This window comes from Megasphaera sp. (assembly GCF_047831605.1).
GTDB classification, from domain to species: Bacteria; Bacillota; Negativicutes; order Veillonellales; family Megasphaeraceae; genus Megasphaera; species Megasphaera intestinihominis.
On record NZ_CP181255.1, the window covers coordinates 677,019 to 688,983 of the forward strand.

Below are 11,965 nucleotides of genomic sequence, written 5' to 3' on the forward strand. Positions count from 1 at the left end.
ACCAAGCTACTGCTGCAGCGACCGCAGCAGGGCGATTTCCCGGGCATAGCCTGCCATATCGTTGGGTGTTTCCAGATAAAAGGGCAGGTCCCGCAGGGCCGGATGATTGACGATGGCCCGGAAGGCTTCGAGGCCGATGTGGCCCTGGCCGATTTTTTCATGCCTGTCCTTGTGGCTGGCCAGCTCGTTCTTGCTATCGTTCACGTGGACGGCTTTCAACCGGTCCAGGCCGATGACCTTATCAAAAGTCGTCAATACGTCGTCCAGATGGTGGACGATATCGTAGCCGCCGTCAAAGACGTGGCACGTATCGAGGCAGACGCCGATTTTATCGTTCATGGCCGCTTTGTCGATGATGGCCGCCAGTTCTTCAAAGGTCCGGCCCACTTCCGTCCCCTTGCCGGCCATGGTTTCCAGGAGGACCGTCGTCTTCTGGCCGGGGAACATACAGGTGTTGAGCATGTCGGCAATGAGGGCGATACCCGTTTCAGCGCCCTGGCCGACGTGGCTGCCGGGATGGAAATTGTAGCGGCAGTTGTCGACGTATTCCAGGCGGCGCAGGTCGTCGGCCATGGCCTGGCGGGCGAAATCCCGCGTCTTGGCCGTCTTCGAGCAGCCGTTCAGGGTATACGGCGCATGGGCCAGGATGGGCGCGAAGTGATGGGCTGCCATGAGCTGGTTCAGGGCCTGTATATCGTCGACGTCCAGTTTGCGGACGCCGCTGCCGCGGGGATTGCGGGAGAAGAACTGGAACGTATCTGCCCCTATAGATAAAGCTTCGTCACCCATGTGCAAAAATCCTTGTGAAACCGATAAATGACATCCAATATGTAACATATTTTTTCTTCCTCCTGGCGACGGATAACAAAAAAAGGCTGCCGCACAAAGCCCGTCCGGCCTCATGCAGCAGCCCCCTGTCCCTAGACTCTATTCAAAATCAAAATCAAATCAAAATCAAAGACTTACGATTTTTCCCGGCAATCCGGGCAAATACCAACGAACGAAATACTGACGCCATTGACGACGAAGCCGCTCTGTTCGGCAGCGGCCTTACGCAGCCCCTCCTGGTCCATGTCGATATCGATGACGCGGTTGCACTTTTCACAACGGATATGGGCATGAGGCGTCGTATTATAATCATAACGATGGGCATCTTCGGCACATTGCAATACCTGGACTACGCCGATCTTGGCAAAGATTTCCATGGTCTTATAGACCGTGGCCAGACTCATGGACGGATAATTGGGCTGCAATATCTCATAAATCGCCTCGGCATTGGGATGCGTCGGATTGTGGTTAATGGCTTCGTACACAGCCAGGCGCTGCGGTGTGACTTTATAGCCGTTTTTTCGCAAAACTTCAGCAATTTCCATTTTTATCCCCCTTTCTTGGAAAACTGTGGTATAATAAGATATTCTAGCTTTATTCTAGCTTTGAATCATATAGAATACTGGAGAGTATCCTGTATTATATTGTAACGGTTATCAAGAAAAATTTCAATGCTTTATGGGAAATTTTTCTTACATAATAAGTAATATTAATTATTCAGTTAGGAAGGAAGGTAATCATGACAGAGGAAACGATGATCGCTGAAATCGCCAGGACCCTGGGTATACAGCCATCCCAAGTCCAATCTGCCCTTTCCCTCTTTGCACAGGGCAATACCATCCCTTTTATCGCCCGCTACCGGAAAGAAGCGACGGGGAGCCTCGATGAAGTCCAACTCCGCTGCATCCAGGAGCAATATGACTATGAACAGGCCCTGGCCAGCCGCAAGAAAACGGTCCGCCAGTCCATCATCGACCAGGGCTGCTGGAACAACGAACTGGCCGAGGAACTGGAAGCGGCCCGACAGCTCCAGGACGTAGAAGACCTATATTTGCCGTATAAGCCGAAAAAACGGACGAAAGCCTCCATGGCCCGCGAAGCCGGCCTGGAACCCCTGGCCGACCTGTTCCTGTCGCAAAAAGCCAACGGCCCGGCGCCGGAAAAAGCCGCTCAGGCCTACCTCACCGACGAGGTGCCTTCCGTCGAAGACGCCATCCAGGGCGCTGCCAATATCCTGGCCGAACGCTTTTCCGAACGGGCCGATTTCCGCCGCATCCTGCGCCGCGACCTGTGGCACCAGGCCCGCCTGACCTGCAGCCTGCAAGTCGAAGAGAGCGAAGCCGGCCCCATGCTGACCTACGCCGATTTCAGCGAACGCATCGCCCGCATCCCGAGCTACCGCATCCTGGCCATCAACCGCGGCGAAAACGAAAAGAAACTGAAAGTCACCTTGAAGGAGCCGGCAGACCGCCACATCGCCATGCTCTGCCAGCTGGTCATCACCAGGCCGTCGCCGTATGATCAGATCCTGCGCGACGCCGCCGCCGACAGTTACAAGCGCCTCATTTCGCCGCAGATGGAACGGGAAATCCGCAACGAACTGACGGCGCAGGCCGAAAAGCAGGCCATCGACGTCTTTGCCGAAAACCTGCGCCACCTCTTGTTGCAGCCGCCCTTTGCCGGCCAGATCATCCTGGGCCTGGACCCGGGCTTCCGGACGGGCTGCAAGGCCGCCGTCATCAGCGCGACGGGACAGGTCCTCGACTACGGCACGTACTACCTGACCCACTCGGAACAGCAGAAACACCAGAGCGCCGTCAGCCTGGCCAACATGATACGCCGCCACGGCGTCACCCTCATTTCCATCGGCAACGGGACGGCCTCGTATGAAACGGAACAATTCGTATCCCATCTCATCGAAGCCTATCACCTGAAATGCCGCTACGTCATCGCCAACGAAGCCGGCGCGTCCGTCTATTCCGCATCGGACCTGGCCCGGGAGGAACTGCCGGACCTGGACGTCACCATCCGCGGCGCCGTTTCCATCGCCCGCCGCATCCAGGACCCTCTGGCCGAATTGGTCAAGATCGACCCGCGGGCCATCGGCGTCGGCCAGTATCAGCACGATGTCAACCAGAAAGCCCTGTCGGCCGCCCTGGACCAGGTCGTCACGTCTGTCGTCAACTACGTCGGCGTCGACCTCAACACGGCATCGCCGGCCCTCTTGCAGCACATCGCCGGCCTGACGGCGGCGACGGCAGGCAATATCGTCGCCTACCGCAACGAGAACGGCCCCTTCCAGAACCGGCAGGACCTGCTCAACGTCCCCCGCCTGGGCCCGGCGACGTTCACCCAGTGCGCCGGTTTCCTGCGCATCAAGGACGGGACGGAGCCCCTGGACAACACGTCGGTCCATCCCGAATCATACGGCCTGGCCGAAAAGATAGCCGGCCACTACGGCCTGAGCCATGACGAGCTCAAGGACCCGGAAAAATTAGCCATCCTGCGCGATAAGATCCAGATGAACGCCGCTCCCAAACTGGCCACCTCTCTCGGCGCCGGTGAGCCGACGATCAAAGACATCCTGGAAGAACTGCGCAAGCCCGGCCGCGACGTCCGCAGCGACTTCCCGAAACCGCTGACGCGCCGCCACGTCCTGTCCCTGTCAGACCTGCAGATTGGCTCCGTCGTCCGCGGCACGGTCCAGAACGTCGTCGACTTCGGCGCCTTCGTCGACTTTGGCCTCAAGACGCCGGGACTGGTCCACCGCTCCCAGCTGAGCCGGCATCCCTTCCGCCATCCGACGGACGTCGTCCACGCCGGCGACATCGTCGAAGCCGAAATCATCAGCGTCGACGCCGCCCGCGGCCGCATCGGCCTGTCCATGAAAAAAGTGAAGAAATGAGTGTGAAAAAGGAGCTGTCGCATTGCGACAGCTCCTTTTTAGGGGTTAGCAGATGGCTTTAAATTTAAAGCTTTTCTGTAGGGGCGACCACGCGGGGCGCCCGCCCCGGGATATGGGTGATTCACCATTCAGCCGTAGGGGCCACGAACATTACAAACTATTCCATTCGTCGTTGAGTTTATCGTAGCGGTTCGATGCGGCCTGGCCCCGCTGGAAGCCTGGGCGGTAGTCCTGTCCGCGCTGGCTGGCGCTGACGCCGTCGTAGAGGCCGCGGACGCGGTCCTGTTCGGCCTGGAAGAGGGCATCGAGCTTATATTTCATGGCCGTATTGTCGATGGACGTATCGTTGTCCAGCTGGCTGCGGGTCTTGGAAATCTGGACGTAGAGCGTATTGGCCCGGCTGGTGAATTCGCGATTGCCCTTGAAGTCCGTGTGGTCATTCAAGTAGGCGTTGATGTCGCCGGCCAATTTGCCGATATCGTCGTTGAACAAGTCCTTGCTGCTGGCATAGGACGCCAGGATCTGCTTATCCGGATTGGCCTTGGCTTCAGGCTGCGGCTTTTCATCGGGCTTGGTCTGGACGCTGACGTATTTTTCCAGGTAGCTGACCAGGTCGTCGCCATCGACGGCAGCTGTGAAATCGGCACCGGGGACCTTGATGGTCCGCGCCGTCTTCTTGGCCTTCTGGACTTCGTCGCGCAGGTCATCCAATTTTTCGCTGATAGCGTCGTCTGACGGATTTTCAGCAATCGTCATGGCCGTGTCATACATGGCCATCTGGTCGCGCATGACTTCGCGGATAGCCTTGTCATCGGCGGCATACTGGTCGGGGATGGTCTTGGGCTGATAATTCTTGGCCATCTTTTCGACGTTCTTGCGGCTCTTGCCCAAATCCTTGACCAGGGAATCGACATCGTCGCCTTTGCTCTTCTGGCTCAGGCGCTTGGCCGTACTGGTGGCGGATTCATTTTCCGACGCCAGCTGCTGCGACAGGGAAACGGCATCCTTCACATAGTCCCCGCTGCTGCGGCTGCCATAGAAGTGAAAGGCCACGGCAGCGGCCAGAGCCAGGACGAGGACGACGATACCGGCGATGATGGCCTTCTGATAGCGCACGTAAAAAGGCTTTTCCTGAAAAGGCGGCGGCGTCGGCCGGCCCGTCATGACCGGTCGTTCCATCGGCTGCGGCGGCCGCTGCGGCTCTTCGTCCCGGACCGGTTCCCGGTGCTTATGGACAAAGGTTTCCGTTCCCGTCGCTTCGTCGATGACCGGTTCGTCATCATCCATTTTCGGCAGTTCGGCACCGCAGAATGGGCAGAATTTCCCATCGACGCTCACCCATTTGCCACATTCCGGACAAATGCGTTTCTTCGGCTCCCCTTCCGGCAGCTGTTCAGCGCCGCAGGCCTGACAAAAGCGGTCGTCATCCTGCAAGGGCGCCCCGCATTGTTGGCATTTCTTCATAAAATACACATCCTTTACTTAGCGTAAGTACATGCTTCTAGTATAAGCCATTTCCCTCAGTCTTGCAAAAAATCGGCCATGCGCCGGTAGGTGTCGCAGATTTCGTCGTAGCATATTTTTTCAAAGTTGAGGTACGAATGGACCATGTTGCCGTAATTATACGTTTCCGCCCGCACGCCCTTTTCAGCCAGGCGACGCACGTAATCGCGGCCTTCGTCGCGGAAGGGGCAGAACTGCGTCGTCAAGACCAGCGTCGCCGGCATATCTGCCGACAATTCGCCAAAGAGGGGTGAGGCATCCCGGCGGTCGTCACCGGGACGGAAACACTGGTTGAAATACCAGGTCATCTTGGCCGGCGTAAAGCCCGTCTGGGTATTGCAGTTCTCCTGGACCGACGGGAAGGAGTGGGTCATATCCAGGCAGGGATAGACCAGGATCTGATGAGTCAGCGGAAGGGATGCATCATGCTGCAGGGCCTGGCTCGTATAAGCTGCCATGCAGCCGCCGGCGCTGTCACCGCACAAGGTCAGGTCCGCCTGGTAGGGGATCTGCAAGGCATCGAGCGCAGGCAGGGCCTTCCGGGCTACGGCCAGGGCATCTTCATAGGCCGCAGGATAAGGATTTTCCGGAGCCAGGCGATATTCCGGAGAAATGACGATATGCTGCGTTGCCTGGGCAATGCGGCGGCAGACCGGGTCATAGACGGCGACCGTGTCGATGGCAAAACCGCCGCCATGATAGTAGATCAGGACCGGCAGGGGCCGGCTCGTATCGGGAATATAGATGCGGACCGGCACGTCGTAGACCTCACAGCCGTCCAATACCGTATCGACGACCGATGCCATCGGCACTTTCGGCAGCTCTTGTTCCCATGCCGTATGCAGCGACGCTTCGCGCATGGTAATCGGCGTCATGACAAAATCCTCACTCGTATGGGCAGCGATAAAAGCTGCCAGTTCCGTTTTAATTGCACTCATCGTAAACCCCTCTTTCCCTCTTCTTATATAGTTTTAAATTGTAACAAAAAATATCCCTTTTGGCACCGTAGGGGTCGCCACGCGGGCGACCTGCTGGATACTGGGCGGCACTCTCCCTAAACGGGAAAATCGCTCATATCCTGGAGCGGGCTTGCCACGTGCAAGCCCCTACTACAGAGGTGCTGCTTATATAGTTTTTAATTGTAGCACAAAACAGCACGCATGAATAGGATGGATACAAAAAAAGAGGCTGTCGCATTAAGACAGCCTCTTTTTTTGAGTTTTAAGTTTGTAGTTTTTAGTTTTCAGCAAATGGTAAAAAATTTAAAGCCACTTCTACAAACTACAAACTCCGTACTACAAACTATAAATAAAAAGGGGCTGCGCACGTGACCTAAGCCTCATGCGACAGTCCCTCTAAAAGTCCTGTGTGGCGGAGAGCGTGGGATTTGAACCCACGATAGAGCGTTCGCCCTATACATGATTTCCAATCATGCTCCTTCAGCCGCTCGGACAGCTCTCCGCGTCTTACATATCTTTCCTGACATCTTCGGGATAAATGCCGATATGTAAAGTATGGTCGGGGCGACAGGATTTGAACCTGCGACCTCTTAGTCCCGAACCAAGCGCGCTACCAAACTGCGCTACGCCCCGTTGACCTGACTTATACATAATACCATATCTACGAAAAAAGTCAAGGAAAAAAATTCAATCATCCCATCAGGCCAGCTTCTTTTCCCGGATGAAATCGATGAGCATGGCCGACGTATCGGCCATGAGGTCGCCGCACGATACGGGACCGCCGTTGGCCGGACTCTTGAGGACGCGGCAGCACGTCGCATGGAAGCGGTCGAGCCAGATTTTCTGGAATTCCCGTACAGGCTGATTGACTTCGGCCTTCGTCTTTTCCTCCGGCGTCGTGCGGCCGACGAGACAGCCCAGGACCAGACAGGCCCCGTTCAAAGCCCCGCAAAGACAGCCCGAACCGGCCACCCCGCCGCCGAGGACGGACACCATGCGCAGCGTTTCCGGCGGCAGCTTCAAATCCAGACAATCATTGCAGACCTTGACCACCGTTTCAGCACAATTATTCCCGGCCTGCTGGTACTGTGCCGCCAATTCTCTTACCTTTTCCATCATAAGACCTCCTTGAAAAACAGCATTTGTAGTACAGAGTTTGTAGTTTGCAGAAAAATGGCTTTAAATTTAAAATCATTCACTAAAAACTATAAGCTGCAAACTTAATGCTCAAAAAGGGGATGCCGCATATGCGACATCCCCTTTTTACATTCTGGCGGAGAGCGTGGGATTTGAACCCACGATAGAGCGTTCGCCCTATACATGATTTCCAATCATGCTCCTTCAGCCACTCGGACAGCTCTCCATGGCTTACACATTGTTTGATTATGCAGTTATTTGATGCCCTCGGGATCGACATCCAATGTGTAAAAATATGGTCGGGGCGACAGGATTTGAACCTGCGACCTCTTAGTCCCGAACCAAGCGCGCTACCAAACTGCGCTACGCCCCGTTACCTGACTTGTATATAATACCATACTGGAAGAAAAAGTCAAGCTTTTTTTCTCGTGTCAGGCGACAACTTCTTTATTTTTATGGATCCGCTTCCAAATGAATCCGCCGGCAATGGTAACGACCAGCAGGATGATTTTCAGTTCTGTCGGATTATTGGCCGCCAGGCTGACGTATTGGGCCAGATAATGGTCTGTCGCCATCATGCCGCCCGAAGCCCAGCCGAGGATGGCGCCGCCGATGTAGATGAGGATGGGAAAGCGGTTCATGACTTTGACGACGATGGTGCTGCCAAAGACGATGATCGGCACGGAAATGAGCATGCCGAACATGAGCAGGCCCCAATGGTTATTGGTGACGCCGACGATGCCCAGGACGTTATCGAGGCTCATGAGGGCGTCGGCCATGATGATGGTCCGCACAGCCGCCCAGAGCGAGTCCTTGGCTTCGACGTGGACGTCTTCTTCCTGGTCGTCGGCGCCGATGAGCTTGATGCCGATGAGGACCAGCATGATGGCTCCGACGGTCTTCAAGAAGGGAATCTGGAAGAGCCAGGACACGATAAAGGCCATGATGAAACGCATACAGATGGCCCCGGCCGTACCATATAAAATAGCCCGCTTCTGCAAATGCTTAGGCAGATTCTTGGCGGCCATGCCGATGACGATGGAATTATCGCCGCCTAAGGCCAAGTCGATAAGCACGACCTGCAAAATCATAGTGATATCAAAGACAAGCGTCGATTCTAACCCTTCCAAGGTAAGTCCCCCTTATACGTTAAGACAAATTTACATCTCCCCCATTATATGATAATTACGGTGGGATAGCAAGAAAAAGGCGCTGTCCCATGAAGACAGCGCCTTTTTCTGTAGGGGCGTCCACGTGGGACGCCCGCTCACACAAATCAAGTTTACAAGTATCCCGCATATCCCCGGCGGGCTCGCCACGTGCGAGCCCCTACAAACACCATATTACGAGCGACAAATGGTTCTTATTTCACGATGACCGATACGCCATCGGGGATGACGGTGATTTTCGGGTCGGTAATGCCTTTTTTCGCCAGGACGTCTTTGGCCATAGCCAGGGCGTCGTCGATGGAGGCAGCGTATTTCATGTGCATGTCTTCGACCATCTGCTGCGGGGCTTCAGTGACCATGATGATGGTGAATTTCAGGAGCATACGCATGAGGATCTGGGCTTCCCACTGGTCGAAGACCGTTTCGTTGCGGCCGCGGGCCAGGATTTCGTCCATGGCTTTCTGGATGGATTCGGCATTCTTCAGGTTGTTGTAGAAATCTTCGCCGCCATGACCGTCAGAGCAGGACGATACGTCGATGATGACGCCGCCTTCTTTGCAGGTCGCTTCGGCAGCGGTCATGCCTTTGACGGACTGGTAAATGTTCTGGTCCAGGGGATAGCCGCCGTTGGTGGTGATGACGATGTCAGCCGGGACGGGTTTGACGCCAGCCAGTTTCATTTCAAAGTCAGCGCCGGCATAGTGAGCTTTTTCGCGGTCGCCGGCAAAGGCAGCGATGACTTTCTTGTCCGCATCGATGACGACGTTGCAGATGAAGGCTAATTTAGCCGCTTTAGCCGCATAGAGCATATCTTCATGGATGGGATTGCCCTGGAGGATACCCGTGCGGGCGTTGGGGCTGTTGATGAATTCCGAGCAGTGGTTGGCCAGGACCGTGACCTTGCTGGCGATACCAGGCAGGACGGATTTACGGCCACCCGACATGCCGGCGAAGAAATGCGGTTCGATGAAGCCTTCGGAAATGAGCAAGTCCGCATTAGCGGCTACTTTGTTGATACGGCAGTCACCACCAGAGGGCAAAGTACCAACGCTGACCATGTCTTCGTCGTTGCGGCTGACATGGATGACGAATTTTTCATGTTCCGCAATTTCTTTGCCATACTTGGCAATTAATTCTTCCTTAGTCGTAGCCCGGTGCATGCCCGTAGCGATGAGGATGGTAATGTCGATATCCGGGTTCCCCTTGCGCAGTTCTGCCAGGAGCTGGGGCATGATGATGTGGCTCGGTACCGGGCGGGTATGGTCACTGGAAATAATGACGCAGTTCTTCTTCCCCTTTGCCAATTCGCTTAATTTCGGGCTGCCAATCGGGTTGGCCAGGGCATCGGCGACGAGTTCCGCTTCCGATTTCGGCGCCTTGTATTCATGGGCGTGGGAGACGAGGACGCCGGCGACCTGTTCTTCTGGCAGTTCGAATTTGATTTTTTCTTTGCCAAAGGGCAAGCTAAATGTATGCATAACTGCACATCCTTTCTTAGTTCATGGCTATATATATGTTTGTGAATAGCCTGTAGTTGCATAAACAATATGTTTTTGGATGTAAAAAAGAAGAAAGGGCAAAGCCTTGCGCCTTGCCCTTTTCCTTTAGTATGTAACTGTGAATTATTCTTCGACAGGGACTTCGTCGTTGATGCTGACAACTTTGCCCGGATTCATGATGTTCTTCGGATCCAGTGCTTTCTTGACAGCTTTCATCATCTTGAGTTCAACCGGGTCGGTGTATTTTTCAAGAAGTGCTTCACGTTTGTAGCCAATGCCGTGTTCACCGGAGAGACGGCCGCCGAGTTTGTAGACGAGAGCGTAGATTTCGCCCTGGATCTTCGGAAGCATTTCTTCCCATTCTTCCTGAGTACGGTCATCTTTCAAGATATCGATATGGACGTTGCCGTCGCCGCAGTGGCCAGCGCAGTGCATAGCGACATTGTATTTTTCGCCGAGGCGGGAAATCTTCTGTACAGCACCCGGGATTTCCGTCATCGGAACGACGATATCTTCCATGGAGAAGACTAAGCTGCGAGCGCGGTCAGCTTCGAGGTATGCTTTACGGGATTTCCAAATAACAGCCGGGTCAGCAACCAGGGAGTCGATAGCGTTGTTGTCTTCAGCGAGTTCAACGATTTTTTCGCACTGATCCATGAGGACGTCTTCGTTGTCGCCAGCGATCTGGATGATGATGTAGTTACCATTTTCAGATTTCGGCAGTTTTTCGTCGAGGAATACTTCGACCTGTTTGATGGAAGCGTTATCCATGAATTCTACGCAGACTGGAGTGATACCAGCGTTCATGACTTTCGGTGTCAAAGCGATAGCATCGTCGAGGTTGTCGAATACAACCAGGAGGTCCTGCTGATATTTCGGAAGAGCAACCAATTTGAGGTAAACTTTGGTGATGATACCGAGGGTACCTTCAGAACCGATGAAGAGGTGCATCAGCATGTAGCCTGTAGCGTTCTTACGGAATTTACCGCCGAGAGTTACGACTTCGCCAGTCGGAGTAACGACTTCCATGCCCATGACCTGGTCACGAGTTACGCCATATTTAACAGCGCGGTTGCCGCCAGCGTTGGTTGCAACGTTACCGCCGATGAAGCAGGAGTCCCCACTGCAGGGGTCGCCGCCGTAGAAGAGGCCTTCCTTCTGGACTGCATCCTGGAGGACAGACGTCGTAACGCCAGCTTCGGAAACACAAACCATGTTGTCTTTATCGATTTCGAGGATTTTGTTCATACGTTCAATGGAGATGATGACGCCGCCGAAAGTAGCAACAGCACCAGCTGCCAAGCCCGTACCAGCTGCACGAGGAACCATTACCGTATCGTTTTCATAGCAGAGCTTAACGACTTTGGAAACTTCTTCAGTAGTAGCCGGAAGAACAACGACCTGCGGTTCTTTCATGTAATGGGGGTCCGTTACTTCGTCATGGGAATACGGTTCGAGTTTATCTTTGTCCGTATAAACATACTTTTCGCCGACGATCTGTTTGAACTGTTCAATCAACTCCGGGGAAACTTTACCTTTTGCCATAATACATACCTCCAAATAGTTTAAATTATAAGCCTAACACTTATTTCTGCATCCAGTCATGAGGACCGGATTTAAGACCGAATATAACGGAAGTATAAACTAATGTATTTCTTTTACCTTCCGTTTATCTCTTACAGGTATTATTATACTCTACTTCCTCATGCATGTAAATTACATTTGCACATTTTACGCATATCATTTTTCGATTGATTCATCGTGTTCTATGACAACTTATCATAAGAACTGTCGATTTTTAAATAATCTAAAACAAAACGTAAAATTTTAAATAGTATTTATTTTTTCTTATTTTTTATATATACATCTTGGTAATACAGTATTATTCCCGTAAGGAAATGTTTCGCATATAGAACATTTCACATCCGATTATATCACATTGTTTATTATAGAAAAAGGTATGCT

Annotated in this window: 10 protein-coding genes and 4 tRNA genes; 2 read left to right on the forward strand and 12 right to left on the reverse strand. The window is 53.6% G+C overall.

The window, feature by feature from the left end:
• Positions 1 to 6: 6 nt before the first annotated feature.
• Complete coding sequence (locus ACFWUB_RS03315) at positions 7 to 837, reverse strand: deoxyribonuclease IV (RefSeq protein WP_292108323.1); 831 nt, start codon at positions 835 to 837, stop codon at positions 7 to 9.
• A 125-nt stretch (positions 838 to 962) separates the two neighbouring features.
• Entirely contained in the window at positions 963 to 1,373 is a 411-nt protein-coding gene (locus ACFWUB_RS03320) for a Fur family transcriptional regulator (RefSeq protein WP_416184223.1), read from the reverse strand.
• Positions 1,374 to 1,567: 194 nt separating this feature from the next.
• Here ACFWUB_RS03320 and ACFWUB_RS03325 point away from each other — a divergent pair, with 194 nt between their 5' ends.
• Positions 1,568 to 3,733: a Tex family protein gene (locus ACFWUB_RS03325; protein WP_416184224.1), complete on the forward strand. Its 2,166-nt coding sequence runs from the start codon at positions 1,568 to 1,570 to the stop codon at positions 3,731 to 3,733.
• A 150-nt stretch (positions 3,734 to 3,883) separates the two neighbouring features.
• Here ACFWUB_RS03325 and ACFWUB_RS03330 read toward each other — a convergent pair whose 3' ends face one another.
• Together ACFWUB_RS03330 and ACFWUB_RS03335 are read right to left on the reverse strand one after the other, a co-directional pair.
• Positions 3,884 to 5,197 (reverse strand): zinc ribbon domain-containing protein, encoded by a 1,314-nt coding sequence (locus ACFWUB_RS03330; protein ID WP_020311248.1) that lies wholly within the window; start codon positions 5,195 to 5,197, stop codon positions 3,884 to 3,886.
• 56 nt (positions 5,198 to 5,253) lie between these two features.
• Positions 5,254 to 6,174 (reverse strand): alpha/beta hydrolase, encoded by a 921-nt coding sequence (locus ACFWUB_RS03335; protein ID WP_020311249.1) that lies wholly within the window; start codon positions 6,172 to 6,174, stop codon positions 5,254 to 5,256.
• Between the two features lie 231 nt (positions 6,175 to 6,405).
• Here ACFWUB_RS03335 and ACFWUB_RS03340 point away from each other — a divergent pair, with 231 nt between their 5' ends.
• On the forward strand, positions 6,406 to 6,567 hold the full coding sequence (locus ACFWUB_RS03340) for a hypothetical protein (RefSeq protein WP_416184225.1): 162 nt from the start codon (positions 6,406 to 6,408) through the stop codon (positions 6,565 to 6,567).
• Between the two features lie 38 nt (positions 6,568 to 6,605).
• On the opposite strand, the gene ACFWUB_RS03345 is transcribed toward ACFWUB_RS03340, so the two are convergent.
• From ACFWUB_RS03345 to ACFWUB_RS03380, 8 genes are all read right to left on the reverse strand, one after another.
• Positions 6,606 to 6,697 (reverse strand) — tRNA-Ser (locus tag ACFWUB_RS03345).
• Positions 6,698 to 6,751: 54 nt separating this feature from the next.
• Positions 6,752 to 6,828 (reverse strand) — tRNA-Pro (locus ACFWUB_RS03350).
• 66 nt (positions 6,829 to 6,894) lie between these two features.
• Positions 6,895 to 7,314, reverse strand: a complete 420-nt coding sequence (locus ACFWUB_RS03355; RefSeq protein WP_239639900.1) for a C-GCAxxG-C-C family protein — start codon at positions 7,312 to 7,314, stop codon at positions 6,895 to 6,897.
• 152 nt (positions 7,315 to 7,466) lie between these two features.
• Positions 7,467 to 7,558 (reverse strand) — tRNA-Ser (locus tag ACFWUB_RS03360).
• 70 nt (positions 7,559 to 7,628) lie between these two features.
• Positions 7,629 to 7,705 (reverse strand) — tRNA-Pro (locus ACFWUB_RS03365).
• A 58-nt stretch (positions 7,706 to 7,763) separates the two neighbouring features.
• The gene (locus ACFWUB_RS03370; RefSeq protein ID WP_416184226.1) at positions 7,764 to 8,462 is read right to left on the reverse strand and encodes a TerC family protein; all 699 of its coding nucleotides are present in this window, start codon (positions 8,460 to 8,462) and stop codon (positions 7,764 to 7,766) included.
• Between the two features lie 233 nt (positions 8,463 to 8,695).
• Positions 8,696 to 9,979 carry a nickel-dependent lactate racemase gene (larA, locus tag ACFWUB_RS03375; protein ID WP_020311252.1) on the reverse strand — a complete coding sequence of 428 codons (1,284 nt, stop codon included), beginning with the start codon at positions 9,977 to 9,979 and terminating at the stop codon, positions 8,696 to 8,698.
• A 144-nt stretch (positions 9,980 to 10,123) separates the two neighbouring features.
• Positions 10,124 to 11,545 carry an FAD-binding oxidoreductase gene (locus ACFWUB_RS03380; RefSeq protein ID WP_292299228.1) on the reverse strand — a complete coding sequence of 474 codons (1,422 nt, stop codon included), beginning with the start codon at positions 11,543 to 11,545 and terminating at the stop codon, positions 10,124 to 10,126.
• Positions 11,546 to 11,965 lie beyond the last annotated feature (420 nt).

Coding starts and splice junctions, on each gene's coding strand:
- ACFWUB_RS03335 (WP_020311249.1), bottom strand. CDS start 6,174: ATGAGTGCAATTAAAACGGAACTGGCAGCTTTTATCGCTGCCCATACG.
- larA (WP_020311252.1), bottom strand. CDS start 9,979: ATGCATACATTTAGCTTGCCCTTTGGCAAAGAAAAAATCAAATTCGAA.
- ACFWUB_RS03355 (WP_239639900.1), bottom strand. CDS start 7,314: ATGATGGAAAAGGTAAGAGAATTGGCGGCACAGTACCAGCAGGCCGGG.
- ACFWUB_RS03325 (WP_416184224.1), top strand. CDS start 1,568: ATGACAGAGGAAACGATGATCGCTGAAATCGCCAGGACCCTGGGTATA.
- ACFWUB_RS03315 (WP_292108323.1), bottom strand. CDS start 837: ATGTTACATATTGGATGTCATTTATCGGTTTCACAAGGATTTTTGCAC.
- ACFWUB_RS03340 (WP_416184225.1), top strand. CDS start 6,406: ATGGATACAAAAAAAGAGGCTGTCGCATTAAGACAGCCTCTTTTTTTG.
- ACFWUB_RS03320 (WP_416184223.1), bottom strand. CDS start 1,373: ATGGAAATTGCTGAAGTTTTGCGAAAAAACGGCTATAAAGTCACACCG.
- ACFWUB_RS03330 (WP_020311248.1), bottom strand. CDS start 5,197: ATGAAGAAATGCCAACAATGCGGGGCGCCCTTGCAGGATGACGACCGC.
- ACFWUB_RS03380 (WP_292299228.1), bottom strand. CDS start 11,545: ATGGCAAAAGGTAAAGTTTCCCCGGAGTTGATTGAACAGTTCAAACAG.